The 25570-nt window shown below is 71.5% G+C and carries 26 protein-coding genes; 18 read left to right on the top strand and 8 right to left on the bottom strand.

The features are described from left to right. Positions 1-306 precede the first annotated feature (306 nt). From KSE_RS09825 to KSE_RS09815, 3 genes are all read left to right on the top strand, one after another. Positions 307-2475 carry an MMPL family transporter gene (locus KSE_RS09825; protein WP_014135141.1) on the top strand — a complete coding sequence of 723 codons (2169 nt, stop codon included), beginning with the start codon at positions 307-309 and terminating at the stop codon, positions 2473-2475. Positions 2476-2772: 297 nt separating this feature from the next. Further along, positions 2773-2976, top strand: a complete 204-nt coding sequence (locus tag KSE_RS09820) for a cold-shock protein (RefSeq protein WP_014135140.1) — start codon at positions 2773-2775, stop codon at positions 2974-2976. Positions 2977-3162: 186 nt separating this feature from the next. Further along, positions 3163-4947, top strand: coding sequence for a DEAD/DEAH box helicase (locus KSE_RS09815; protein ID WP_014135139.1), 1785 nt, complete (start codon positions 3163-3165; stop codon positions 4945-4947). A 157-nt stretch (positions 4948-5104) separates the two neighbouring features. Here the strand turns inward: KSE_RS09815 and KSE_RS09810 are convergent, their stop codons facing one another. Beyond that, complete coding sequence (locus KSE_RS09810) at positions 5105-5557, bottom strand: MarR family winged helix-turn-helix transcriptional regulator (protein ID WP_014135138.1); 453 nt, start codon at positions 5555-5557, stop codon at positions 5105-5107. A gap of 144 nt (positions 5558-5701) precedes the next feature. Here KSE_RS09810 and KSE_RS09805 point away from each other — a divergent pair, with 144 nt between their 5' ends. Further along, complete coding sequence (locus KSE_RS09805; RefSeq protein ID WP_014135137.1) at positions 5702-6223, top strand: hypothetical protein; 522 nt, start codon at positions 5702-5704, stop codon at positions 6221-6223. Between the two features lie 157 nt (positions 6224-6380). On the opposite strand, the gene KSE_RS09800 is transcribed toward KSE_RS09805, so the two are convergent. Then, on the bottom strand, positions 6381-6896 hold the full coding sequence (locus tag KSE_RS09800) for a methylated-DNA--[protein]-cysteine S-methyltransferase (RefSeq protein WP_014135136.1): 516 nt from the start codon (positions 6894-6896) through the stop codon (positions 6381-6383). Then, positions 6893-8458 (bottom strand): DNA-3-methyladenine glycosylase 2 family protein, encoded by a 1566-nt coding sequence (locus KSE_RS09795; RefSeq protein WP_014135135.1) that lies wholly within the window; start codon positions 8456-8458, stop codon positions 6893-6895. The genes KSE_RS09800 and KSE_RS09795 overlap by 4 nt, the downstream gene beginning before the upstream one ends. A gap of 278 nt (positions 8459-8736) precedes the next feature. Here KSE_RS09795 and KSE_RS39835 point away from each other — a divergent pair, with 278 nt between their 5' ends. Together KSE_RS39835 and KSE_RS09785 are read left to right on the top strand one after the other, a co-directional pair. Further along, on the top strand, positions 8737-9294 hold the full coding sequence (locus tag KSE_RS39835; RefSeq protein ID WP_014135134.1) for a DUF4365 domain-containing protein: 558 nt from the start codon (positions 8737-8739) through the stop codon (positions 9292-9294). Then, entirely contained in the window at positions 9291-10565 is a 1275-nt protein-coding gene (locus KSE_RS09785) for a hypothetical protein (RefSeq protein WP_014135133.1), read from the top strand. The genes KSE_RS39835 and KSE_RS09785 overlap by 4 nt, the downstream gene beginning before the upstream one ends. A gap of 117 nt (positions 10566-10682) precedes the next feature. Here the strand turns inward: KSE_RS09785 and rsgA are convergent, their stop codons facing one another. Both rsgA and KSE_RS09775 read right to left on the bottom strand, forming a co-directional pair. After that, positions 10683-11804, bottom strand: a complete 1122-nt coding sequence (rsgA, locus tag KSE_RS09780) for a ribosome small subunit-dependent GTPase A (RefSeq protein ID WP_014135132.1) — start codon at positions 11802-11804, stop codon at positions 10683-10685. Positions 11805-12105: 301 nt separating this feature from the next. Further along, positions 12106-13323, bottom strand: a complete 1218-nt coding sequence (locus KSE_RS09775) for a YihY/virulence factor BrkB family protein (RefSeq protein WP_014135131.1) — start codon at positions 13321-13323, stop codon at positions 12106-12108. 182 nt (positions 13324-13505) lie between these two features. On the opposite strand from KSE_RS09775, the gene KSE_RS46310 reads away from it, so the two are divergent. The 11 genes from KSE_RS46310 (at position 13506) to KSE_RS09725 (ending at position 23262) form a co-directional block, all read left to right on the top strand. Beyond that, the gene (locus KSE_RS46310; RefSeq protein ID WP_318264789.1) at positions 13506-13589 is read left to right on the top strand and encodes a putative leader peptide; all 84 of its coding nucleotides are present in this window, start codon (positions 13506-13508) and stop codon (positions 13587-13589) included. A gap of 190 nt (positions 13590-13779) precedes the next feature. Further along, on the top strand, positions 13780-15501 hold the full coding sequence (locus KSE_RS09770; RefSeq protein ID WP_014135130.1) for a nitrite/sulfite reductase: 1722 nt from the start codon (positions 13780-13782) through the stop codon (positions 15499-15501). After that, positions 15498-15674: a hypothetical protein gene (locus KSE_RS43340; RefSeq protein ID WP_014135129.1), complete on the top strand. Its 177-nt coding sequence runs from the start codon at positions 15498-15500 to the stop codon at positions 15672-15674. The genes KSE_RS09770 and KSE_RS43340 overlap by 4 nt, the downstream gene beginning before the upstream one ends. Continuing rightward, entirely contained in the window at positions 15658-16356 is a 699-nt protein-coding gene (locus KSE_RS09765; protein WP_014135128.1) for a phosphoadenylyl-sulfate reductase, read from the top strand. The genes KSE_RS43340 and KSE_RS09765 overlap by 17 nt, the downstream gene beginning before the upstream one ends. Positions 16357-16419: 63 nt before the next feature. Next, positions 16420-16986 carry an adenylyl-sulfate kinase gene (gene cysC, locus KSE_RS09760; RefSeq protein ID WP_014135127.1) on the top strand — a complete coding sequence of 189 codons (567 nt, stop codon included), beginning with the start codon at positions 16420-16422 and terminating at the stop codon, positions 16984-16986. After that, positions 16983-17921 carry a sulfate adenylyltransferase subunit CysD gene (gene cysD, locus KSE_RS09755; RefSeq protein ID WP_014135126.1) on the top strand — a complete coding sequence of 313 codons (939 nt, stop codon included), beginning with the start codon at positions 16983-16985 and terminating at the stop codon, positions 17919-17921. Before cysC ends, cysD begins: the two co-directional genes overlap by 4 nt. A gap of 3 nt (positions 17922-17924) precedes the next feature. Continuing rightward, positions 17925-19244 (top strand): sulfate adenylyltransferase subunit 1, encoded by a 1320-nt coding sequence (locus tag KSE_RS09750; RefSeq protein ID WP_014135125.1) that lies wholly within the window; start codon positions 17925-17927, stop codon positions 19242-19244. 236 nt (positions 19245-19480) lie between these two features. Next, a complete protein-coding gene (locus KSE_RS09740; RefSeq protein WP_051055156.1) occupies positions 19481-20629 on the top strand; it encodes an aliphatic sulfonate ABC transporter substrate-binding protein in 1149 nt (382 codons plus the stop codon). A 128-nt stretch (positions 20630-20757) separates the two neighbouring features. Next, positions 20758-21561: an ABC transporter ATP-binding protein gene (locus tag KSE_RS09735; protein WP_014135123.1), complete on the top strand. Its 804-nt coding sequence runs from the start codon at positions 20758-20760 to the stop codon at positions 21559-21561. Then, on the top strand, positions 21548-22453 hold the full coding sequence (locus tag KSE_RS09730; RefSeq protein ID WP_014135122.1) for an ABC transporter permease: 906 nt from the start codon (positions 21548-21550) through the stop codon (positions 22451-22453). Before KSE_RS09735 ends, KSE_RS09730 begins: the two co-directional genes overlap by 14 nt. A 5-nt stretch (positions 22454-22458) precedes the next feature. Further along, positions 22459-23262, top strand: a complete 804-nt coding sequence (locus tag KSE_RS09725) for a sirohydrochlorin chelatase (protein ID WP_014135121.1) — start codon at positions 22459-22461, stop codon at positions 23260-23262. 216 nt (positions 23263-23478) lie between these two features. Here the strand turns inward: KSE_RS09725 and KSE_RS09720 are convergent, their stop codons facing one another. Next, positions 23479-23898, bottom strand: coding sequence for a DUF7878 domain-containing protein (locus KSE_RS09720; protein WP_014135120.1), 420 nt, complete (start codon positions 23896-23898; stop codon positions 23479-23481). 17 nt (positions 23899-23915) lie between these two features. Next, positions 23916-24275 carry a hypothetical protein gene (locus KSE_RS09715; RefSeq protein ID WP_014135119.1) on the bottom strand — a complete coding sequence of 120 codons (360 nt, stop codon included), beginning with the start codon at positions 24273-24275 and terminating at the stop codon, positions 23916-23918. A gap of 79 nt (positions 24276-24354) precedes the next feature. Here KSE_RS09715 and KSE_RS09710 point away from each other — a divergent pair, with 79 nt between their 5' ends. Then, on the top strand, positions 24355-24657 hold the full coding sequence (locus KSE_RS09710) for a hypothetical protein (protein ID WP_033258185.1): 303 nt from the start codon (positions 24355-24357) through the stop codon (positions 24655-24657). On the opposite strand, the gene KSE_RS39830 is transcribed toward KSE_RS09710, so the two are convergent. Continuing rightward, positions 24623-25428, bottom strand: a protein-coding gene (locus tag KSE_RS39830) for an IS5 family transposase (RefSeq protein ID WP_106437899.1) whose coding sequence is annotated in 2 segments (ribosomal slippage) — positions 24623-25113 and positions 25113-25428 — 807 coding nt in all. Because the reading frame shifts where the segments join, the coding sequence is not laid out codon by codon here. The two genes, KSE_RS09710 and KSE_RS39830, sit on opposite strands and share 35 nt — an antisense overlap. Positions 25429-25570 lie beyond the last annotated feature (142 nt).

Here is a 25570-nt window from a genome sequence, read left to right as displayed (position 1 = left end):
CCCGGGGTCGGGATCTCCTCCTCAGGTGGGGTTCGGAGTCCACCCTGAGGGGGAGCGGACTCCACCCGGAGCACGAGGTGGAGCACCCTCCGGCCGGGTGACGATAGTGCGGGGCCGGCTCCGTGGCCGCCCCAGGGGGCAGACGCGAAACCCACTTGCCGGGCGGCAAGTAAGGTCCCGTAAGATGCTCGCTAGTCCTTACCTGCCGACCGGCTAGATCCCACCGGGGTCCGCGCGCCGGTCAGAGCCGTTGCCCGGTCCCCGTCCCCAGGCGGCGGTGAATCATGCCCAGGAGGCATTTCGAGCATGTTCCACCGACTTGGACACTTCGTCGTCAAGCGGGCCTGGTGGGTGATCATCGCCTGGGTGATCGCCTCGATCGGCTTGGCGGCCTTCGCTCCGAAGATGAGCGCTTCGACCGACGAGTCGGAGTTCCTGCCCAAGCACTACGAGTCGATCCGGGCCGCCGTGGTCCAGGAGGACAAGTTCCCGGCGGAGTTCTCCCCGGCGGCCATCCTCCTGTTCGAGCGGACCGACGGCGGCGCCCTGACCGACGCCGACAAGGCCGACATCACCAAGATCACCCAGGGGCTGACCGACCAGCACATCAAGCTGGTCGAGCAGGTCATCGCGCCCTCGGCGCAGACGCACACCATCTCGGCGGACGGCCGCTACGGGATGGGCATGGTCTCCATCGACAAGACCAAGATGCAGACCGACGAGTACACCGACGCGGCCAAGGCGCTGCGCACCGAGGGCAAGAAGCTCGCCGAGGGCACCTCGCTGAAGTACCAGGTCGGCGGCCAGGCCGCGATGTCCCTGGACCAGAAGGAGTCCTCCAGCGCCACCGACGCGATCACCATGTTCGCCACCGTGGTGCTGATCGTGGTCATCGTCGGCGTGATCTTCCGCGGCTTCCTGGTCGGCTGGCTGCCGGTCCTGCTGTCGCTGTTCCCGATGATCGCGGCCAGCGGCCTGATCGCCTTCGTCACCAAGATCCTCGACCTGAAGACCTCGCCGATCGCCTCGGCGATCCAGATCGTGGTCATCCTCGGCGTCGGCACCGACTACTTCCTCTTCCTGATGTTCCGCTTCCGCGAGCGGCTGCGCGCCGGTGACGACCGCAAGTCGGCCGTCGCCAACGGCGTCGGCCGGGTCGGCGAGGCGATCGCCTCGGCGGCCGGCGCGGTCACCGTCGCCTTCGCCGTGCTGCTCCTCTCCGAGCTGGGCATGTTCACCGCGCTCGGCCCGGCGCTGGCCATCTCGGTCATCGTCACCGCGATCGCCTCGCTCACCCTGACCCCGGCGCTGCTCGCGGTCATCCCGGCCAAGGCCACCTTCTGGCCCGGCAAGAAGTGGATGGAGGAGCCCAAGGGCGCCCGCTTCCACAAGCTGGGCAGGACCGTCGGCAACCGCCCCGGCCTGGTCGCGCTGGTCTCCGGCGGCCTGCTGGTCGTCCTCTCGCTGGCCGGCCTCGGCTACCAGGGCACCTTCGACATGGCCAAGAGCATGATGCCGAAGGACAAGGAGTCCATGGTCGTCATGGACACCATGATGAAGGGCGGCTCCCAGGGCGCGGCCGACCCGACGCACGTCTTCCTCACCACCGGCACCGGCGGCGGCAGGCTCGACGCCGGCGCGCTGGACGGCTTCGCCGCCAAGATCGGCCAGGTGCCCGGAGTGGCCAGCGTCGACGCCGAGCCGAAGACCAGCCAGGACCAGACCACCGCCGACTTCAAGGTCACCCTGAAGGACTCCGCGGCCAGCAACGCGGCGATCGACTCGATCACCAAGCTGCGCTCCGCCGCGCACGCGGCCGCCCCCGGCGGCACCGAGGCGCTGGTCGGCGGCACCTCGTCGGTCTACAAGGACATCAACCTGGCGATGACCCACGACTACAAGCTGGTCTTCCCGGTCGCGGGTCTGCTGATCCTGCTGATCCTGGGCCTCCAGCTGCGCAGCGTGGTCGCCCCCTGGTACCTGATGGCCTCGGTCGGCCTCGGCTTCGCGGCGACCCTGGGCGCCACCACGCTGGCCTTCCTCAAGATCGGCTCCGAGCCCGGTCTGATGTTCATGCTGCCGATCTTCATCTACCTGTTCGTGGTGGCGATCGGCACCGACTACAACATCCTGATCATCGCCCGCCTGCGGGAGGAGGCCCGCGAGGGCCGCAGCCCGCGCGAGGCGGCCAAGGAGGCGGTCCGGCACGCCGGTCCGACCGTCGCGGCGGCCGGCTTCATCCTGGCGGCGTCCTTCGCGACCTTCATGCTGGCGGGCAACGTGCTGTTCGCCGAGCTGGGCTTCGCGCTGGCCATCGGCATCGCGCTGGCGGCCTTCGTGATGGCGATGTTCTTCACCCCGGCGATCACCGCCCTGCTCGGCAAGGCGGCCTGGTGGCCCGGGCACGGCGCGATGCCCGACCACGGCGCCACCTCGCTCGACAAGCGCGAGCCGGAGCCGGCCGGCCGGGCCTGACCCGGCGGCGGTAGCGGGCGAGTGCGGGGGCATGCGGGCCGAACGGTCCGCATGCCCCCTTCGCGCGTCCGCGAAACGCGGTGTGACCAGCGCAACCATTGCCGCCGTTGACGAGGGCCGACGTGCTATTGTCGAAGCAGTTGCAGTATTGGTTCCCATGAACGTGTGTGTGCGCCTGCTGGTTCCAACCGACAGGCGCATTTGTTTTGTCCGGTGTTTAGTCTCCGGATGGGGATCGCGGCTACGTGGGGCGCACGAGGTGTGTGTCCCAATGCCCCAGTGAAAGTGGAGACGGTTATGGCTACCGGCACCGTGAAGTGGTTCAACAGCGAAAAGGGCTACGGCTTCATCGAGCAGGACGGCGGCGGCGCCGACGTGTTCGCTCACTACTCGAACATCCAGTCGACCGGCTTCCGTGAGCTGATCGAGGGCCAGAAGGTCGAGTTCGACGTCACCCAGGGCCAGAAGGGCCCGCAGGCGGAGAACATCCGTCCCATCTGAGTCCCGGCTCACGCCGACTCGTAGATGTTGCAGGCGAGGGCCCGTGCCTCCACAGGGTACGGGCCCTCGTCCATGCCGCCCGACGGCCGGGGCGGCCCTTCCAGCTTTCCGACGGCCGACACGTTTCCCAGCCCCGCGGCGGATCCCCGCGCGCGGTGGCCGGCGGCCCCAGGAAGTGGAACACGCATGCCCGAACAGTCCCGTCCCCGCACCGACCGTCCCCGTACCGAGCGCTCCCGCGCCGAGCGCCCCGCCGGCTCCGAGCAGCCGCGCGGGGAGAAGCCGCGCGGCCGCGGCGGGAAGCCGCGCGGCGGCGCCCCCCGGGCCGGTGGCGGCGGTGAGCAGCAGCCGCGCCGTCCGCGCCGCGGCGGCGGCAGCCCCGTGCCCGCGGTCGCCGAGGACTTCACGCCCGTGCAGGGCACCCCGTCCCGGCCGCCGGCGGCGAGCTTCGCCGAGCTGGAGCTGCCGGCCGGGCTGATGCGGGAGCTCGGCGCGCAGGGCGTCACCGAGCCGTTCCCGATCCAGGCCGCGACCCTCCCGGACGCGCTGGCCGGACGCGACGTGCTCGGCCGCGGCCGGACCGGCTCCGGCAAGACCCTCGCCTTCGGCCTGCCGCTGCTGGTGCGCACCGCCGGCAAGCGGGCCACCGCCCGCCGCCCGCTGGCCCTGGTGCTGGTGCCCACCCGCGAGCTCGCCCAGCAGGTCACCGAGGCGCTCGCCCCGTACGCCGGGGTGCTGAACCTGCGGATCACCACCGTGGTCGGCGGCATGTCGATCACCCGCCAGTCCAACCAGGTCCGGCGCGGCACCGAGGTGCTGGTCGCCACCCCCGGCCGGCTGGACGACCTGATCCAGCGCGGCGACGTCTTCCTTGAGGACGTGGCGATCACCGTCCTCGACGAGGCCGACCAGATGGCCGACATGGGCTTCCTGCCGCAGGTCGTCAAGCTGCTGGAACAGGTCGCCGACGGCGGGCAGCGGATGCTCTTCTCCGCCACCCTCGACCGCAACGTGGACCGCCTGGTCAACCGTTTCCTCACCGACCCGGTCACCCACTCGGTGGACCCGTCGGCCGGCGCGGTCACCACCATGGACCACCACCTGCTCCAGCTCGAACCCGCCGACAAGGCCGAGACCACCGCCCGGATCGCCGCCCGCGACGGCCGGGTCATCATGTTCGTCCACACCAAGCACGGCGCCGACCGCCTCGCCAAGCAGCTGCGCGCCCACGGCGTCGTCGCCGCCGCGCTGCACGGCGGCAAGTCGCAGCCGCAGCGCAACCGGGTCCTCGACCAGTTCCGCGAGGGCGAGGTCACCGCGCTGATCGCCACCAACGTGGCCGCCCGCGGCATCCACATCGACGGCCTCGACCTCGTCGTCAACGTCGACCCGCCGATCGACCACAAGGACTACCTGCACCGCGGCGGCCGCACCGCCCGGGCCGGCGAGTCCGGCACCGTCGTCACCCTGGTGCTGCCCGAGCAGCGCCGCGAGGTCAACCGGCTGATGAGCATCGCCGGGATCCGGCCGACCGTCACCAAGGTCCGCCCCGAGGACGGCGAGCTGGGGCGCATCACCGGCGCCCGCACCCCCAGCGGCGTCGCCGTCACCCTGCCCGTCCCCGCCACCGCCCAGCCCGCCGCCCCGGCCGCCACCCGCGAGCAGAACGCGGGCGGCACCGAGAACGGCTCCGGCGGCGGACGCGGCCGGGGACGCGGCCGCGGCGGCGCCAAGCCCGTCGACGGCGAAGCCCGCCGCCGCCCCGCGAAGCGCGCCGACGCCGGCCTCCCCAAGGACGTCGACATGAGCGGCAACCCGCGCCGACCCCGCCCCAAGCAGCGCCCCGGCGCCGGCAACACCCAGATGGCCGCCGGCTTCATCGGCAAGGCCTCCGGCCGGGCCAAGCCGGGCTCCGGCGCGAAGAGCGGCTCCAACTACGGGACGGGCCGCCAGCGCCGCAAGGCCGACTGACGGGCCGGCCCTCCGGTACGGGACGGCGGTCCCGGCCGGACCCCGGTCGCCGTGTGGCGTCGAGGGTCCGGCCGGGACCGCCGTCGGCGTTCGGGGGCGCGGGCCGATCCGGGGGATCCGGGGGAGAAGGGCGCGGGGCCCGGGTGGGCCGCCGGGGTCAGTCCGCGGGCTTCGAGAGGGCGCGGACGGCGGTGGCCAGCGGGGCGAGCTCGGGGCGCTGCTCGGCGGCGGCGAGGGCTTCGGCGAGGGCCTGGTCGTTGGTGGGGCGGGCTTCGGCGAGGAGGTCCAGGCCGGCCGGGGTGACGTTGGTGTAGATGCCGCGCCGGTCGGTGGGGCAGAGGTAGCGGGCGAGCAGGCCGCGGTCCTCCAGGCGGGTGACCAGGCGGGTGGTGGCGCTCTGGCTGAGCACGACCGCGTCGGCGAGCTGGTTCATCCGGAAGTGGCCGCCGTCGCCGTCGTGCTGGTCGGAGAGCACGTTCAGGACGGAGAACTCGCGGACGCTGAGTTCGTGCTCCGCCTGGAGGGCGCGTTCGACGTGCGCCTCGATCCGGCCGTGCAGGGCGGTGAGGGCGCACCAGCCGTGCGCCAGGCCGGGGTTCGGTCGGGTCATGGCCGTGCTCCCTTCGTCGGTGGGTCCTAGTGGTGACAAGCTTAGTCCGGATGTGCAAATTCCCGCGCCTGCAAGTATTGCCCGGGCGGGACGGGACGGGACAGGGCGGGGCGGGGCATGACGGCACAGGACGCGAGGAGACCGGTGAGGGAACGGGCGGCGCGGCTGGACGCGCAGGAGGCGGCGCTGGACGCGCTGCTGGCCGCGCTCGACGAGCGGGTCGGCGACGACGCGGCCGAGCCGGACGCGCGGGTCGCGGCGCTGGACGCGCGGGCCCCCGGCTACGCGCAGTACCACCGGATCGGGCACAAGCGGCAGGCCGCGTACCGGCGGCTGGCCGGGGACCGGGCGGCGGCCCGGGCGCACTACGCGCCGGTGCTGGCGGCGCTGCTGGCCGACGACGACCTCTCCTCGCCGTGCTGGCTGGCGCAGGTGCTGGTGGTCGCGGGCGGGCGCCGCCGGCTGCAGGAGGAGCTGGTCGCCGCGGTCGAGGGCGGCGAGCCGCTGCGGCAGGCGTGCGCGGTCGGCGCGTGGCGCTGGGCGGACGCCCCGTACCCGGACCTGGCGGAGCGTTTCCGGGCGGCCCGGGTGGCCGCGGCGGAGCGGGCCGCGGATCCGTGGGTGCACGAACGGCTGGGTGATTCCCGTTCTGGCTCGAACGGGTGACCGGGCGGCGGATTCTTTGCCATCCGATGACCGACCCGTGGTCTTCCCCCGGTCGGATTCCGGCGCCCCGGAAGGTTCGCGTCCGCGGTTGAACCAGCCCGCGCCCGAACGATTCTGACGAGCCGTCATGCCGTCCGGCACCCGCTGCCGGGCCGACTCAGAACAGCAGGCCGCCGGCCTCGTGGGCGAGCAGCCAGCGCTTGGCGTCGATGCCGGCCGCGAAGCCGGTGAGGGCGCCGTTCGCGCCCATGACGCGGTGGCAGGGGCGGATGATCAGCAGCGGGTTGGCGCCGACCGCGCCGCCGACGGCGCGCACCGCGCGCGGGGACTGGCCGGCGGCGTCGGCGAGTTGGCCGTAGGTGAGGGTGGTGCCGAAGGGGATGTCGTCCAGGGCGTCCCAGACCTGCTGCCGGAAGGGGGTGCCGACGGGGGCCAGCCGGAGGTCGAAGGCGGTGCGCTCGCCGGCGAAGTAGCCGGTGAGCTGCTCGACGGCCGGGGCCAGCGCGTCGGCGTCCGGCTCCCAGTCGGCGGCGGGCGCGGTGCGGGCGCCCTTCTGGCCGGGCGCGGTGACGGCGGCCAGCGCGAAGCCGTCGCCGTCGCGGACGCCGCTGAGCAGCAGCGGGCCGAGCGGGCTGGCCATGGTGGTGAAGAGGGTCGGGGCGGCGGTGCTCATGGCTGGTCCTCGCGGGGCTGGCGGGTGCGGGTCGGGGCGGCGGGCCGGGTGGCGGCGGGTCGGGCGGTGGCGGCTGCCGCGGTGGCGGCCGACCAGAGGTGGTGCAGGGCGTAGGAGCGCCAGGGCGACCACCGGGCGGAGCGTTCGGCGGCGGTGCGCGGGTCGCCGGGCTCGCCGAGGGCGCGCAGACCGTCCCGGACGCCGATGTCGGTGGGGAGGAAGACGTCCGGGTCGGCGAGCGCGCGCATCCGCAGGTAGCCGACCGTCCAGGGGCCGATGCCGGGCAGGGCGAGCAGGTCGGCGGCGGCCTGTTCGCGGTCGACCCCGGGGTCGAGCCGGACGGTGCCGTCGGCGAGCGCCGCGCACAGGCCGAGCAGGGCCCGGCGGCGGGCGTTCGGCATCGCCAGGTGCTCGGGGTCGGCGGCGGCGAGGGCGGCGGAGGTCGGGAAGAGCAGGCGCAGTCCGCCGTCGGCGGCGGGCAGCGCGGTGCCGTAGCGCTCGGCGAGCCGGCCGGCCAGGGTGCGGGCGGCGGCCACGGTGACCTGCTGGCCGAGCACGGCCCGGACGGCCAGCTCGTGCGGGTCGACGTGGCCGGGCGAGCGCAGCCCGGGGCGGGCGGCGGCGAGCGGGGCGAGCAGCGGGTCGGCGGCGAGCCGGGCGTCCACCGCGTCCGGGTCGGCGTCCAGGTCGAACAGGGCGCGCAGCCGGTGCACGGCGGTGGTCAGGTCGCGCAGGTCGGTGAGGGTCAGCCGGCAGTCCAGCCACCCCCGGTCGAGCGGCTCCCCGGGGGCGAGCCCGTCGACCTCGGCCAGCCCGTGCCCGTACGGGAGGGCCAGGGTGCGCCGGTAGGTGCGGGTGCCGGGGCGGGGGCCGGGGACGACCTCCTCGACGCCCGGGACGGCCCGCAGGCCGAGGAAGTCGAGCAGGTGGCCGGTGTCGATCGCGCCCCGGTAGGCCAGCCGCAGGGCCAGCGTGCCGCCGCCGGCCGGGCTGCGTTGGTGGCCGCCGTGCTCGCCGCGCAGTGCGGACGGCGTGCGGTCGTACACCTCGCGGATGGTGTCGTTGAACTGCCGCACCGAGGCGAAGCCGGCCGCGAACGCCACGTCGGTGACCGGCAGTTCGGTGGTCTGCAGGAGCAGCCGGGCGGTCTGCGCGCGCTGCGCGCGGGCCAGGGCGAGCGGGCCGGCGCCGAGCTCGGCGGTCAGCTGCCGCTGGAGTTGCCGGGAGCTGTAGCCGAGCCGGGAGGCCAGCCCCGCGACGCCCTCGCGGTCGACCACGCCGTCCCCGATCAGCCGCACCGCGCGGCCGACCAGGTCGGCGCGGTGGTTCCACTCCGGCGAGCCGGGCACCGAGTCCGGCCGGCAGCGCCGGCAGGCCCGGTAGCCGGCGCCCTGGGCGGCGGCCGCGGTCGGGTAGAAGGTGCAGTTGGCGCGCTTGGGGGTGGTGGCCGGGCAGCTCGGACGGCAGTAGATGCCGGTGGTCCGCACCGCCGTGAAGAACACCCCGTCGAAGCGGGCGTCCCGGCTGTCCACGGCCCGGTACCTGGTCTCGTCGTCGATCACGCCCTCCAGTCTGCGCGATCGCCCGGACCCCGACTGGCGGGATTCGGACATCGCCGTGGGCCCAGCTCGCATGAGTGGTGGTCCGGCCGTTTCGGCTCGCACGCGCCGGACAGGTCGGCCCTGTAGCAGGGCCCGCTTCCGGCCTTCCAAGCGCCATCGATCGATGTCAGACCAACCGCTAAACTGATCGTGCGTCAATGCCCTGCCCCGTTCGCTGGCGCCATCCGCCGAGGTGGCGGGATGTTCGAATCGACCGTGAATCGGCAGGTACGCGCAAGGTGCATGGCAGCGAGGAGCCTCCTTACTGTGGGCTCACGCCTTCCGCTGCCAAGGAGCAGGTCAGTCTGGGATGGCTGACGCTCGTAACGAGCGCGGCAGGATGTTCGCTGAGCGATCCACGCACCGACTACAACGGCTGGGACGTCACCGTGTTCTCCCACGCGGAGTACCGGCGGTTCACCGAACCGGGGTTCGACGTCCAGCTCAAGGCTACGAGCAGTGCGAGCGTGGCGCGCCGGCTCAGCAACGGCGACTTCTCGTTCTCGCTGGACACATCCACGTACCAGAAGCTCCGCAACCCGAAGCGGTACAACCGGGCACTTCTCGTCGTCCTGATCCTGCCGCCGGGAAGCGGTCCGGCTGACTGGGCAGTTCGGGACGAATCCGGGCTACGCTCACCGGGAATCATGCTGTGGTCCGACCCTCTCGACTGGACGGCCGAGCCGGCCGACGGGCAGGGGTCCGTGACCGTGACCCTGGGCCGAAACGACCACTTCGACCCAGAATTCATCCAGAAATTCATGAAGGAGCTCGGCGACGGAGGGAGCTGGCGATGAAAACCACGGACTTCGACAGCTTCCGGAAAATGGCCTCTGGATTTTCTCCGACAACAGTCACCCGCTTCCTCGCCACGCAGGGCTGGACGCTGGAGCACCGCATCGAAGGAATCAAGGAGATCTGGAGCAGTCCCACCGGTTCCGAAGGATCGGAACCAGAATGGGTGATGATCCCCTTTGCAACCGATTACGTGGACTTCGATCGCCGTTTCAGCGAGTCTCTGGCTGCCGTCTCACAGATCTTCGACTGCAGCGCCGAAGAGCTTTCCCGGAAAATCAGTTCCTTCGATACAGATGTCCTAAGTGTCCGCCTCTCCGGAAGGGCCATGGGCGATACAGTTTCGCTGGCCGAAGGGGAGCAGGTCATCCATGGAGTCAACCTACTGTTGAAGAATTTCACCTACGCGGCTGTCGCAGGCCATGTCCGTCATGGCCGTGGCCGGATGCCGAATCGGGTGTCTGAATTCATGCAGAGCAACGTCCGTCTAGGACAAACCCGCCGCGGCAGTTTCATTATTACCTTTACCGTTCTGCTGGACGAGCCGGACCGGCCATCGACCCCAAAGAGTCATGCCCCCGACCACTACGACGAGTTCGATGAGCAGCTTCCTCTCGCTCGCAGGATGATGATGATGCTTGCCCGAGCGGTCTGCTTGGCGAACGCCTCGGCATACGGGGGGACAGGGCATGGAACGGCTGGGACGCCGAACGGAGAGTTCCATGAGGAACTAGCCGGGATGGTCCTGGAAACCATTGGAAAATTCCAAAACCTGAATGATCTCAAGGAAATTGACTTCTCCTTCTCCTGGGCCTCCGCGCTGCCCGCCCCCACTGTGGAGCAGAGTTTTTTCTCGTTCCAACTGGAGGACCTGAAGGAATTTCATCCGCAGATGGAAGGCGTGAGGCCAAAAACCTTGCCCCTTCCTGGTCCTGAGCACATAGCTCTCGCAAGGGAAGAAAAGGTTCCGGAAGTAATTTCAACAGCCCACCGGGGAGAGGCACAGGAAACGATCATCTCCGGGCGTGTCACCACCTTGGAGCGATCATATGACGGTGGAGTGGTGACTATCGTCGTGGATGATTCACGCCCTCCTTTGAATGTTCGCTTCAGGCTGCCGGAATCCGGCTATAAATTGGCTGTCCAAGCGCACCTGATGAACACCTCCATTGTGGTGGGCGGACATCTGGGGAGTTCCGGCCGGGTCATCGAGTTGGAGAATGCCGTGCTGGACGTTAAGGAAACCGAGGGACGTCTTCGCGCCCTGTCATAACGGCGGCGGCAGGCGGCCCCGCCCGAACATCTCAGGACATGGAGAAGCGCCCACCACCGGCGAGGTGGTGGGCGCTTCTCCGCTCTGATGCCTCTGGAGCCCCTCGACTACTGCCGATCAGGGCTTGGGGCGGGAGCGGGTGCTCTTGGTGAGCTGCTTGCGGTGGCGGGCGCGTTCGGCGCGCAGGCGGGCGTCGGTGCGGGCGGCGATCCAGTCGTTCTCGCGCTGGAGCTTCAGGAAGCTCTCCCAGCGGCGCTCGGGGAGGGTGCCGTCGGCGAGGGCGGCGCGGACGGCGCAGCGGGGTTCGGTGCGGTGGGAGCAGTCGGCGTAGTGGCAGTCGGCGGCGATCGCGCTGATGTCGGCGAACGCCTGGCCGATGCCCTCGCCGCCGCCGAACAGGCCGACGCCGCGCAGGCCGGGGGTGTCGATGACGGCGCCGCCGGCCGGCAGCGGGACGAGCTCGCGGACGGTGGTGGTGTGGCGGCCCTTCTCGTCGACCGAGCGCACCTGCTGGACGGTCATCGCGGCCGTCCCGGTGAGCGCGTTGGTGAGGGTGGACTTGCCGGCGCCGGACTGGCCGATCAGCGCGCAGGAGCCGGTGGCCCGGGCGCGCAGTTCGGCCATCCCCTCGCCGGTCTCGGCGCTGACCGTCAGGACGGTGACACCGGGGGCGATCGCCTCGACGTCCGCCCGGACGAAGTCGCCGTCGTGGACCAGGTCGGACTTGGTCAGGACGATCAGCGGTTCGGCCCCGGACTCCCAGGCGAGGGCGAGCAGGCGCTCGACCCGGCCGGGATCGGGTTCCGCGGCGAGCGAGACGGCGATCAGTACGGTGTCGACGTTGGCGGCCAGGACCTGGCCTTCGGAGCGCTTGTGGGCGCCCTTGCGGATGATCGCGGTGGTGCGGGGCAGCACCGCCGCGAGGGCGGGGGCGGGCCGGGCGCCCGGGTCGTAGGCGACCCAGTCCCCGGTGCAGGGGTTGTGCGCGGTGTCGGCCGTCATCACCGGACGGGTGGCGGCGCGCCGGACGGCGGGCTCGCCCGTCCCGGGGTCGACGAGCAGCACCTCGCAGCTGCCGCGGTCCATCCGGACGATCCGTCCGGGCAGCAGCCCGGCGGCGGCGTGGCGGGTGAAGGCGGCGGCCCGGTCGTCCGTCCAGCCGAGCCCGGCGAGCGGGTGGGCGGCGGGCGGCGTCGGGGAGGCGGGGGTGGTACGGGTGGGGACCTGCGTGGCGGTCAACGGGGATCCTTCGCGGAGAGGGGCGGCCCCGGCCGCGGGCGGCGTCAGCGGGTGCGCGACACCGGGAGGCGGTGGACCGGGGGCCGGGTGGTGGTGGACTCGGCGGACTGCTGGACACGGGGGAAGACTCCTGCGTGAACAGGGCTCACGGTCCTCACCTCCTTCCTCTCCGGACGTGCCTCGCGCACCCCGCCACGGGGTGCGCTCGATCGGCGGACGCCACGCTAGCCGCCGTCCACGACCCGCGCCACCGAATTTCCCACCGGTCTCAGCGGCCGCTCCCGCGCCGGTCCCGCCGGTCTCAGCGGCCGGTGCGGCGGCGGCGTTCGGCGCTGCCGCCGAGGCGGCGGCGGACGTCGCGGTGCGGGAGGAACCCGGCCCAGCGCTCGGGGTACTCGCTGGGGGCGGGCTGGTCGTCGTCCTCGTCGAAGAGGTCGTCGTCGTGGCCCTCGGCGAGGCCGAACTGGCGGGCCCGTTCGGCGCGTTCGACGGCCCGGCGGGCGGCGGCCTCGCGGCCGCGCTGGACGGCGGCGTCCTCGGCGAGGCGCTCGTTCTCGGCGCGGGCGTCGGCGGTCTCGACGGTGGGCCAGCGGCGGTCGATCGCGGCGTTCATGGCGGCGCCGATCAGGACGGCCAGCGCCACCACGAAGATCCACAGCAGCACGGCGACGGGGGCGGCGAGCGAGCCGTAGACGGAGTGGCCCTCGACCGAGCTGACCAGGTAGAGCCGGAGCGCGACGCTGCAGACCACCAGGACCAGCAGGGCGACCAGCGCGCCGGGGATGTCCTCGCGCCAGGGCGTGGAGACCGGGACGGCCACGTGGTAGAGGCTGGTCAGGAAGACCACCAGCAGGACGATCGCGGCGGGCCAGTAGAGCGCGTTGATCACGCCGGCCCAGCTCTGGAAGGTGCCGATCAGCAGTCCGGGCCCGGCGACCAGCAGCGGCAGCACCAGCGAGCCGATCACCAGCGCGCCGAGGTAGAGGCCGAGCGACATCAGCCTGGTCTTGACCAGTCCGCGCTTGCCGTCGAGGCCGTACATCACGGTGATGGTGTCGATGAAGATGTAGAGCGCCCGCGATCCGGACCAGAGCGAGAGCAGGAAGCCGAGCGAGATGAGGTCCGGCCGGGCGCTGTCGAAGACGTCGCGCAGCAGGGGTTGGACGATCTCGTCGATGGAGCTTTGTGAGAGCACCGTCCCGGATGCCGAGACGATGTCCTGCTTGAGCTTGTCGATGGTGCCGGCCCCGAGGATGTCGTCGAGGTAGCCGAGGGTGCCGGCCAGGCAGAGCAGCAGCGGCGGGATGGAGAGGAGCGTGAAGAACGCGGCCTCTCCGGCGAGGCCGGTGACCCGGTACTCGACGCAGGTGTTGGTGGTGTCCTTCACCAGCGCCCACAGGGTGCCGTACCAGGTGCTGCGCTTCGCCGCCCGGCGCTTTCCGCCGCGGCGGCGGGCGGGTCGGTCGCCGCTCGGCCCGGGGCCCTGGGCCGGGTGGGGGGAACTGCCTGCTGCTTGCACGCCCCTACGGTATCGGCCCGGGCCGTTCGCCCGGTGCGGGGCGGCCCGGGCGGGACGGCCCTCGACCGGCCGGACCGCCCCGAACTGCCCCGGATCGGGCCTGGTCCCATTATGCGGAACAATCAGGTCCAGCATTCGGACGTTAGTGGACCGCGAGTCGCTCGCCGTGCGAATCTCTTGCCATGTCTAGCGCCGGAACCACCCTAGTTGGCCGACTTCACGTCGACCTCCTTCGCGTGTCCAGCGCCATCTGTCCGGTGACCTGAGCCCGCAAGCACGCCGCACCGCACCGGCGCCATCCCCGTCGTAGCGGATGCGCGCAAGACCTGCCCGGCCAGCGTCGCCCCTCCCGTCCGCCTGCGTGGGACCCGTCACGACAGACCGCAGGTGGGAGCGGAGCGCGTCCGGGGACCGCCAGCACCTCGCACCTGCCAAGCCGCTCAAAGGATTGACACCATGGCCCGCACTCCCGAAACGGTCGAGCCTCAGGCCGGAGCCGCCCCGGCGGCCCGCCCCGCCGCCCGCAAGGTGACCCGCCACCGCGGCGAGGGCCAGTGGGGCATGGGGCACTTCACCCCGCTCAACGGCAACGAGCAGTTCAAGAAGGACGACGACGGTCTCAACGTGCGGACGCGCATCGAGACGATCTACGCCCACACCGGCTTCGCCGGGATCGACCCGAACGACCTGCGCGGCCGGATGCGCTGGTGGGGCCTGTACACCCAGCGCAAGCAGGGCATCGACGGCGGCCGGACGGCCGTCCTGGAGCCGCACGAGCTCGAGGACGAGTTCTTCATGATGCGGGTGCGCATCGACGGCGGCCAGCTGACGGTGGCCCAGCTGAAGGCGATCGGCGAGGTCTCCGAGCAGTACGCCCGCGGCACCGCCGACCTGACGGACCGGCAGAACGTCCAGTACCACTGGGTGCGGATCGAGGACGTCCCGGCGATCTGGGAGAAGCTGGAGGCCGTCGGCCTGTCCACCACCGAGGCGTGCGGCGACTGCCCGCGCGTGGTGATCGGCTCCCCCGTCGCGGGGATCGCCGAGGACGAGATCATCGACGGCAGCTGGGCGATCGACGAGATCAACCGCCGCTACATCGGCAACAAGGAATTCTCCAACCTGCCGCGCAAGTTCAAGACCGCGATCTCCGGTTCGCCGCTGCTCGACGTGGTGCACGAGATCAACGACATCGCCTTCGTCGGCGTGGTCCACCCCGAGCACGGCCCGGGCTTCGACCTGTGGGTCGGCGGCGGCCTGTCCACCAACCCGAAGCTGGGCGTCCGGCTCGGCGCCTGGGTGCCGCTGGAGGAGGTCCCGGACGTCTGGGCCGGCGTGATCGGCATCTTCCGCGACTACGGCTACCGCCGCCTGCGCACCCGCGCCCGGCTGAAGTTCCTGGTCGCCGACTGGGGCCCGGAGAAGTTCCGCCAGGTGCTGCAGGACGAGTACCTCAAGCGCGAACTGCTCGACGGCCCCGGCCCGCAGGAGCCCAGCGACCGCTGGCGCGACCACGTCGGCGTGCACCGGCAGCGCGACGGCCGGTTCTACGTCGGCTTCGCGCCGCGGGTCGGCCGGGTCAACGGCAAGCTGCTCGGGCAGATCGCCGACCTGGCGGCCGCGCACGGCACCGACCGGCTGGCCACCACCGTCGAGCAGAAGATGCTCGTCCTGGACGTCGCCGAGGACCAGGTGGAGTCGCTGGTGGCCGGGCTGGAGGCGCTCGACCTGCGGGTCACCCCGTCGACCTTCCGGCGCGGCACGATGGCCTGCACCGGCATCGAGTACTGCAAGCTGGCGATCGTCGAGACCAAGGGCCGCGGCCAGTCGCTGATCGACGAACTGGAGCGCCGCCTGCCGGAGTTCGACGAGCCGCTGAGCATCAACATCAACGGCTGCCCGAACGCCTGCGCCCGGATCCAGACCGCCGACATCGGCCTCAAGGGCCAGCTGGTCACCGACGCCGACGGCAACCAGGTCGAGGGCTTCCAGGTGCACCTGGGCGGCGCGCTCGGCCTGGACGCCGGCTTCGGCCGCAAGATCCGCGGCCTGAAGGTCACCAGCGCCGAACTGCCCGACTACGTCGAGCGCGTGCTGACCCGCTACCAGGCGGACCGGCAGGACGGCGAGCGGTTCGCCCAGTGGACCGTGCGGGCCACCGAGGAGCAGCTGTCGTGAGCGAGCGTGCCGCGCCCTTCTACTGCCCGTACTGCGGGGACGAGGACCTGCGCCCGTCCGAGAGCGGCCACGGCGCGTGGGAATGCCGGTCGTGCCGCCGGGGCTTCCAGTTGAAGTTCCTCGGCCTGCTGTCAACGAACCACGGGGGTACCGGACATGACGACCGCGACTGACTACGAGGCGATAGCCGTCGCCGCGGGTCGCGACCTGGAGGAGGCCAGCGCGCAGGACGTCCTGCGCTGGGCCGCCGACACCTTCGGCAAGCGGTTCTGCGTCACCTCCTCGATGGAGGACGCGGTGGTCGCCCACCTGGCCTCCACCGCGCTGCCCGGCGTGGACGTGGTCTTCCTGGACACCGGCTACCACTTCCCGGAGACCATCGGCACCCGGGACGCGGTCGCCGCGACCATGCCGGTCAACGTGATCACGCTGACCCCGAAGCTCACCGTGGCCGAGCAGGACGCCCAGTACGGGCCGCACCTGCACGACCGCGACCCGGACCTGTGCTGCTCGCTGCGCAAGGTCGAGCCGCTGAACCGCGGCCTGGGCGGGTACGACGCCTGGGCGACCGGCCTGCGCCGCGACGAGTCGCCGTCCCGGGCCCACACCCCCGTGGTGGCCTGGGACCCGAAGCGCCGCAAGGTGAAGATCGCCCCGATCGCCCGCTGGACCCAGGACGACGTCGACGCGTACGTCCAGGCCAACGGGGTGCTGCTGAACCCGCTGCTGTGGGAGGGCTACACCTCGATCGGCTGCTCGCCGCTGTCCTGCACCGCCAAGCCCGGCGAGGGCGAGCAGGGCCGGGCCGGCCGCTGGGCGGGCTCCGGCAAGACCGAGTGCGGCATCCACCTCTGAGCCCCGCCGCCGGACCCACCGCACCACCTGAACCACCGTCACCAACCGTCAGGAGAGACCACCGTGACCACCGCCGAGAATGCGGCCGCCGGCCGCGAGCGCGGCGCCACCGTGTGGCTGACCGGCCTGCCCAGCGCGGGCAAGACCACCCTCGCGTTCGCGCTGGCCGAGCGGCTGCGCGCCGAGGGCCACCGGGTCGAGGTGCTGGACGGTGACGAGATCCGCGAGTTCCTCTCCAAGGGCCTGGGCTTCACCCGCGAGGACCGGCACACCAACGTCACCCGGATCGGCTTCGTCGCCGAGAAGCTGGCCGCCAACGGCGTCAAGGTGCTCGCCCCGGTGATCGCCCCGTTCGCCGACTCCCGCGCCGCCGTCCGCGAGCGGCACGCCGGCAACGGCACCGAGTTCCTGGAGATCCACGTCGCCACCCCGGTCGAGCTCTGTTCCGAGCGCGACGTCAAGGGCCTGTACGCGAAGCAGGCCGCCGGCGAGATCTCCGGCCTGACCGGGGTCGACGACCCGTACGAGGCGCCCGAGCGCCCGGAGCTGCGCCTGCAGACGCAGGGCCGCACGGTCGCCGAGTCCGCCGCCGAACTGCACGCCTTCCTGACCGAGAGGGGCTTGGCATGACCGTCACCACGCAGCGCCTGTTCCGGGCCGAGGACACGCCCTTCGCGCTGTCCCACCTGGACGCCCTCGAAGCGGAGTCGGTGCACATCTTCCGCGAGGTCGCGGGCGAGTTCGAGCGGCCGGTGATCCTGTTCTCCGGCGGCAAGGACTCCATCGTGATGCTGCACCTGGCGCTGAAGGCGTTCGCGCCCGCGCCGGTGCCCTTCGCCCTGCTGCACGTGGACACCGGGCACAACTTCCCCGAGGTGCTCGCCTACCGGGACCGCGCGGTCGCCAAGCACAACCTGCGGCTGCACGTCGCCGCGGTGCAGGACTACATCGACCGCGGCGTGCTGCGCGAGCGCCCGGACGGGCTGCGCAACCCGCTGCAGACCGTCCCGCTGCTGGACGGCATCGAGGCGGGCAAGTTCGACGCCGTGTTCGGCGGCGGCCGCCGCGACGAGGAGAAGGCCCGGGCCAAGGAGCGGGTCTTCTCGCTCCGCGACGAGTTCGGCGCCTGGGACCCGCGCCGCCAGCGCCCCGAGCTGTGGTCGCTGTACAACGGCCGGCACGCGGCCGGCGAGCACGTCCGGGTCTTCCCGCTCTCCAACTGGACCGAGCTGGACGTCTGGCAGTACATCGAGCGCGAGGGCATCGAGCTCCCGGAGATCTACTACGCCCACCGGCGCGAGGTGTTCAAGCGCGACGGCATGTGGCTGACCGCCGGCGAGTGGGGCGGCCCGAAGGCCACCGAGCCGGTCGAGACCCGGCAGGTCCGCTACCGCACCGTCGGCGACATGTCGTGCACCGGCGCGGTCGACTCCGACGCCGACACGATCGAGGCCGTGATCACCGAGATCGCCGCCTCCCGCCTCACCGAACGGGGGGCGACCCGCGCCGACGACAAGATGTCCGAGGCCGCGATGGAAGACCGCAAGCGCGAGGGGTACTTCTAAGCAATGAGCACCACCGAAGAAGCAACCGCCACCTCGCTGCTGCGCTTCGCCACCGCGGGCTCCGTCGACGACGGCAAGTCCACCCTGGTCGGCCGGCTGCTGCACGACTCCAAGTCGGTCCTCGCCGACCAGCTGGAGGCCGTCGAGCACGCCTCCCGCCGGCGCGGCCAGCAGGCCCCCGACCTGGCGCTGCTCACCGACGGCCTGCGGGCCGAGCGCGAGCAGGGCATCACCATCGACGTCGCGTACCGCTACTTCGCCACCGCCCGGCGCCGGTTCATCCTCGCCGACACCCCCGGCCACGTGCAGTACACCCGGAACATGGTCACCGGCGCGTCCACCGCCGAGCTCGCCGTCGTCCTGGTCGACGCCCGCAACGGCGTGGTCGAGCAGACCCGCCGGCACGCGGCGGTCGCCGCCCTGCTGCGCGTCCCGCACGTCGTGCTGGCCGTCAACAAGATGGACCTGGTCGACTACGCGGAGCCGGTCTTCGCGGCCATCGCCGCCGAGTTCACCGCCTACGCGGCCTCGCTCGGCGTCAAGGACGTCGTCGCGGTGCCGATCTCGGCGCTGGCCGGCGACAACGTGGTCGAGCCCTCGGCGCACATGGACTGGTACGGCGGCCCGACCCTGCTGGAGCACCTGGAGACGGTGCCGGTCGGCACCGACCCGAGCGCCGAGCCGGCCCGGTTCCCGGTCCAGTACGTGATCCGGCCGCAGAGCGAGGAGCACCACGACTACCGCGGCTACGCGGGCCAGCTGGCCTCCGGCGTGCTGCGGGTCGGCGACGCGGTGACGGTGCTGCCCTCCGGCCACACCAGCACCGTCGCGGCGATCGACGCGCTCGGCGTCCCGACCGAACTGGCCTGGGCCCCGCAGTCGGTGACCGTCCGGCTGGCCGACGACATCGACATCTCCCGCGGCGACCTGATCGCGGCCGCGCCGCTGCCCGTCCCCACCAAGGACATCGAGGCGACGGTCTGCCACCTGAGCGAGCGCCCGCTGCACGTCGGCGCGAAGGTGCTGCTCAAGCACACCACCCGCACCGTGCGCGCGCTCGTCAAGGAGATCAGCTACCGGATCGACATCGACTCGCTCGAACAGCGCTCCGGCGCCGAGGGGCTGAACGTCAACGACATCGGCCACGTGGTGCTGCGCACCGCCGAGCCGCTGGCCCTCGACGACTACACCGAAAACCGCCGCACGGGTTCGTTCATCCTGATCGACCCGTCCGACGGGACCACGCTCACCGCCGGCATGGCGGGCGAGGCGTTCGACACCGTCAGCACCACCGACGCTTCTCACGAGGAGGACTGGGTCTGATGCCCAGCGAGGCGTTCTCGGGCATGGACAAGGAAGGCGGCCGCATCGGCAGCGGCGTCCTCGGCAGCGGCCAGGGCGGCCTGACGCGATGTGGGGGCGGACAGGGGCGCTGAGCCCCTGTCACCGGGCCCGCTGCCGTCGCTCCTCCCCACAGCAGGAACGACGGAGGCGGTCCGGCCTCCGACAGCACCTCAGGCACGCGGTACTTCCTTCTCTCTCGAAACGGGACACCTCTCATGGCACCGAGCACCCAGCCCACCCATACCTCCGCACGCCCCGCCGCCGGCCGGACCAGACGCGCCGCCGTGGCGGCCGTCGCCGTGCTGACCACCGCCGGCCTGCTCTCGGCCTGCTCGTACGGCGCGAAGAGCGACGACAAGGCCTCCGCGGCCCCGGCCGCCTCCGCCTCCGGCGCGAAGCTCTCCGCGGACACCGTGAAGATCGGCTACTTCGCCAACCTGACCCACGGCACCGCGCTGGTCGGCCTCAAGCAGGGCATCATCCAGCAGGAGCTGGGCGGCACCAAGATCAAGACCCAGGTCTTCAACGCCGGCCCGGCCGAGATCGAGGCGCTGAACGCCGGCTCGATCGACATCGGCTGGATCGGCCCCTCCCCGTCGATCAACGGCTACACCCAGTCCGGCGGCAAGTCCCTGAAGATCATCAGCGGTTCCGCCTCCGGCGGCGTCAAGCTGGTCGTCAACCCGGACAAGATCAAGACCCTGGACGACCTCAAGGGCAAGAAGCTCGCCACCCCGCAGCTCGGCAACACCCAGGACGTCGCCCTGCTCAACTACCTGTCGGAGAAGGGCTACAAGGTCGACGCCCAGACCGGCGACGGCGACGTGAAGGTGCTCCGCACCGACAACAAGGTCACCCCCGACGCGTACAAGTCCGGCTCGATCGACGGCGCGTGGGTGCCCGAGCCGACCGCCTCCAAGCTGGTCAGCCTGGGCGCGAAGGTCCTGCTCAACGAGAAGGACGTCTGGCCGGACAAGAAGTTCGTCATCACCAACATCATCGTCTCGCAGAAGTTCCTCACCGAGCACCCGGACGTGGTGGAGGCGGTGCTGCGCGGCTCGGTGAAGACCAACGCCTGGATCAAGGCCAACTCCGACCAGGCCAAGACCGCCGCGAACGAGCAGATCAAGGCCGACGCCGGCAACGCGCTGGACGCCGCCATCCTCGACCCGGCCTGGCAGGACATCGACTTCATCGACGACCCGCTGGCCAACACCCTGCAGGCCGAGGCCGACCACGCCGTCACCGCCGGTCTGCTCAAGAAGCCCAACCTGGCCGGGATCTACGACCTGACCCTGCTCAACAAGGTGCTGAAGGCGAACAACCAGCCGGCCGTCGCCGACGCCGGCCTGGGCGCCAAGTAACTCCTTCCAGGCCCCGAGGTCCGCACCCCGCGCCCGCCCGACCGATGCCCACTCACCGGGCGGGCGCGGGGTCGGACCCCGGACACCGATCCCTGCCCTGCCCGGAACCACACCCGCAGGAGGTGCCCGTGACCACGGCACTGACCACCTCGCCCGACGTCCCCGGCGCGGGAAGTCCGGACGGCGACACCGCCGTCCGGATCTCGCACGTGCACAAGACCTTCGGCCGTCCCGGCACCGCCGCACCGGTGCTGGAGGACATCAACCTCACCGTCGCCCCCGGAGAGTTCGTCACCCTGCTCGGCGCCTCCGGCTGCGGCAAGTCCACCCTGCTCAACCTGGTGGCCGGCCTGGACAAGCCGACCTCCGGCACCATCGAGGTGCCCGGCGGCCGGCCCGCGCTGATGTTCCAGGACCACGCGCTGTTCCCCTGGCTCACCGCCGGCAAGAACATCGAACTGGCCCTCCGGCTGGCCGGCGTCCCCAAGGCCGAGCGGCAGCCCGAGGCCGAGCGGCTGCTCGAACTCGTCCGGCTGAAGGGCTCCTACAAGAAGCGCGTGCACGAGCTGTCCGGCGGCATGCGCCAGCGCGTCGCGCTGGCCCGCTCGCTCGCCCAGGGCTCGCAGGTCCTGCTGATGGACGAGCCGTTCGCCGCGCTCGACGCCATCACCCGGGACGTGCTGCACGACGAGATCACCCGGATCTGGGCGGAGAAGCGGCTCGCCGTCCTGTTCGTCACCCACAACGTCCGCGAGGCGGTCCGGCTCGCCCAGCGCGTCGTGCTGCTCTCCTCGCGCCCCGGCCGGGTCGCCAAGGAGTGGCGGATCGACCTGCCGCAGCCGCGCCGGATCGAGTCGGCCGGGGTCGCGGACCTGTCCATCGAGATCACCGAAGAACTGCGTGGGGAGATCCGCCGCCATGTCCAGCACTGACACCGCCGCTCCCCTCGCCAAGGCCGCCGCCGCCTCCGACGACGCCAGCGTCGAGGCCGGCCTCGACGCCCTGGAGACCGTCCAGGCGCAGCGCACCCCGATCGGCGCGGTGCTCCGGCAGAAGGTCCTGCCGCCGGTCCTCGGCGTCCTGCTGGTGCTGGCCGTCTGGCAGCTCGCCTACAGCCTGGAACTCACCACCCCCGACAAGCTCCCCAGCCCCGCCGACGTCTGGGACTCGCTCACCGAACTCTGGTACGCGGGCACGCTGTTCTCGATCATCTGGACCAGCGTCTGGCGCGGCCTGTCCGGCTTCGGCCTGTCCGTGCTGATCGGCACCCCGATCGGCCTGGTCGTCGCCCAGCTCAAGCCGGTCCGCGCCGCGCTCGGCCCGGTGCTCTCCGGCCTCCAGTCGCTGCCCTCGGTCGCCTGGGTCCCGGCCGCCATCATCTGGCTCGGCATCACCAACTCGGCGATGTACGCGGTGATCCTGCTCGGCGCCGTCCCGTCCATCGCCAACGGCCTGATCAGCGGCATCGACCAGGTCCCGCCGATCTACCTGCGGGCCGGCCAGACCCTCGGCGCGACCGGCCTGCGCGGCGCCCGGCACATCCTGCTGCCGGCCGCGCTGCCCGGCTACCTCTCCGGCCTCAAGCAGGGCTGGGCGTTCTCCTGGCGCTCGCTGATGGCCGCCGAACTCATCGCCTCCTCACCCGACCTGGGCCTCGGCCTCGGCCGGTTCCTGGAGAACCAGCGCGAGTTCTCCAACATGTCCGGCGTCTTCCTCGGCATCCTGCTGATCCTGATCGTCGGCGTCGCCATCGACCTGCTGTTCTTCTCCCCGCTGGAGCGCCGCGTCCTGCGCAGCCGCGGCCTCCTGGTCAACTCGCGCTGACACCCATGGCACCACGCACCACACCCGCGTCCCCCGCCTCCACGCCTGGAGGCGGGGGCACCGGGCTCCCCCCGCTGCTGCTGCTCGCCCACGGCTCCCGCGACCCCCGGCACGCCGCCACCGTCGAAGCGCTCGCCGACACCGTCCGCGCCCTGGCGCCCGGCCTCACCGTCAGCACCGCCTACCTCGACCACTGCGCGCCGCGGATCACCCAGGTCGCCCCCCGGCTCACCGACGCCGTCGCCGTCCCGCTGCTGCTCAACCGGGCCTTCCACGCCAAGCACGACATCCCCGCCGCGCTGCGCGCCGCCGGCTCGGCCATCCCCGTCGCCGACGTCCTCGGCCCCTCCCCGCTGCTGCTGGACGCCCTCGACCGCCGCCTCGCCGAGACCGGCTTGGACGTCGCCGACCCCGCCGTCCGCGCCCGCACCGGCATCGTGCTCGCCGCCGCCGGCTCCTCCGACCCGGCCGCCAACGCCACCACCCGCGCCGTCGCCGCCCACTGGCACCGCACCCGCGGCTGGGCCGCCGTCACCACCGCGCACGCCTCCGGCACCGGCCCCAGCACCGCCGACGCCCTCGCCGCCCTCCGCCGCGAGACGGCCGTCCGCACCACCGCCGTCGCCCCCTACCTGCTCGCCCCCGGCCTCCTCCCCGACCGCATCGCCACCGCCGCCACCACCCACGCCGCCGACCACCTCGCCCCCGTCCTCGGCGCCGCCCCGGAACTCGCCCACCTCGTCCTCACCCGCCACGCCGACGCCGCCCGCACGGCGGCCGCCGACTCCCCGGGCGCGCGCACGGCCTGACGGCGGGCCACGACGAGGGAAGCCGGGGGCACCTTCGTTCCTTTTCGCGGGCCGCAAGAGCTGGTCCGGGAGTCTTCCGGAAAGCACTGTGGGACCCGGGAAGCCCGGGTCCCACAGTGCTTTTCCAGGGGGCAGCTCTGCTGCCTTCGGAAGCCGGTGAGGGCTTCCGGGACGGTGGACACTCCTAGCGAAGGAGCATCCACCGGTATCCGCTGATCAATCCCGGGTCGCGCCGATGAAGCTCGGATCGATTCCCAGGGCGGCGACGTCTTTGCGCACGTCTTCCACGAACCCTTCGATGCCGCGTGCGAGGACAGCCCACGGGACGGGCGCCGGAGTCCTGTCGTCGGCGAACATCGACCCCGCCGTCCAGCCCGAACCGCTTCGGGTGATCGTGACGGATCCCGGTTCGGGGAACGAGAGCGACGAGAAGGAGAAGTCCGTTGCCACGTCTTCGCCCTGGGCGATCCATCGCGCCAGCTCCCGCGCGAGTTCCGCGATCGGGAAGGCGAATTCCGAGTAGATCACCCCGGCCTCGTCGCTCAGTTCGAAGTCCGCTTCGATGTTGACGAGGTAGTCGGCGATCGTTGATCCGCGCAGATCGGCCGCGTTGATGCCGTGGTAATCGATTCTCATTGGAGCGGCTCGCTTCCTCACGGGTTGACGGGGAGGGCGTTGATCACCCGGCCGTCGTTCGACACGATGATCCTGATGCCCGTCTGCCCCTGGGTGCCGATGACCCTTCCCGTGTCCACCTCCACCTTAAAGGTGTCGCGGAGCCCGTTCTGCATGAACACCGCCTTGTCGGACTTGAGTGCCTGAGCCACCCAGCCCTGGACCTCGGCGATGTCGGCGGAGTCGAACTTCGCCCAGGTTCCTCTGGAGAAGGAGAGGTGCTTGTTCTTGATGAAGAAGGCGGAGGGATTCTCCACCGCCTTCAGCACGGCCGAGTTCGCGGCCTGGAGGCAGAACCCGGTGTTGTGCACGAGGACCGGCGTATTGCCCGCCAGCACGTAGAACTCGTAACACGATCTTGCAGTTGTGCCGAGCGGCCCCGTTTTCGCACGCTTGGTCGACCGGGATACTTGGGCGATGGACAGCTATGAGGGGCCAGCGAGGTTGGAGTGGTGGGCCAATGGGTCGACGTGCCTGGGCGAGTTCGACGTGCAGGTATCGATCCGTCCCGCCGACGACAACTGGGTCTGTGACGCGCTACTCGGCCCTGAACTCCTGTCGGATGATCGTCGCGAGGTGTTCGACCGCTTGATGGATCTCGATCCGGTCTTCACCCTGCGCTTCCATGAGGGCAGCGAGATCCTGGTCGATGTCGTGAAAGCCAGAGACGGCGAACGTCTGGCGGTCACGGTCTGCGAGTCGGCTGAGCAGGCCGCCTGAGGCGCCGCCAACAGATGATCGCGCAGGCCAGCGAGACGAGGGCTTCGTGCAGATCGAGGCGCCTCTCCCAGCGGACGGCGAGGCGCTTGAACTGGTGGAGTTGGGCGAAGGTCTGCTCGACGACACAGCGGAGCTTGTCGAGGCCGATGATGTCGGGTTCGCCGCGGCGGGAGATGACGGGCAGGATCCGGCGTTTGCGCAGTTCCTGGCGGTTGGGGTTGCTGTCGTGGCCCTTGTCGCCGAGCAGGGCGTCGGGGCGCTTTCGGGGGTGTCCGACCCGGCCTGCAACCGGCGGGATGCCGTCGACCAGGTCGAGGGTCAAGGTGACGTCGTTGACGTTGGCGGCGGTGGTGATCACGTGGAACGGGATGCCGCCGCCGTCGCTGATCAGGTGGTGTTTGCTGCCGGTCTTGCGGCGGTCGACCGGCGACGGGCCGGTTGCCTCGCCCCCTTTTTCGCGCGCACGTGGGAGGCGTCCACGCGGGCGCGCGTCCAGTCGATCAGTCCGGCCGCGTTCAACTCGGCCAGGAGTATGCGGTGCAGGGCCTCGAACACCCCGGCCTTCTGCCGGCGGCCGAGTCTGCGCCAGCAGGTCTGCCCGGAGCCGAAGCCCAGCTCCGGCGGCAGTTGCTGCCAGGTGATGCCGGTGTAGAGCACGAACAGGATGCCCTGCAGACACAGCCGGTCGTCCACCGGACGCGGGCCCGGCGACCGCTCCGGCCATGCCGGCAGCAGCGGCTCGATCCGGGCCCACAGCTCGTCGTCCACCATCCACGGCTTGTTGCTCACGCCATCACGAACGGACGAATCGTCACATCGGTCACGCCCCACCAGTAATGATCACCAAGATCGTGTTACGAGCTCTATGTCGTCGAGCAGACCTTCGCCCAGCCCCACCAGTTCAAGCGCCTCG

Origin of the sequence: Kitasatospora setae KM-6054, from assembly GCF_000269985.1 — a bacterium.
GTDB classification, from domain to species: domain Bacteria; phylum Actinomycetota; class Actinomycetes; order Streptomycetales; family Streptomycetaceae; genus Kitasatospora; species Kitasatospora setae.
This window is presented reverse-complemented; position numbering and strand designations above follow the sequence as displayed.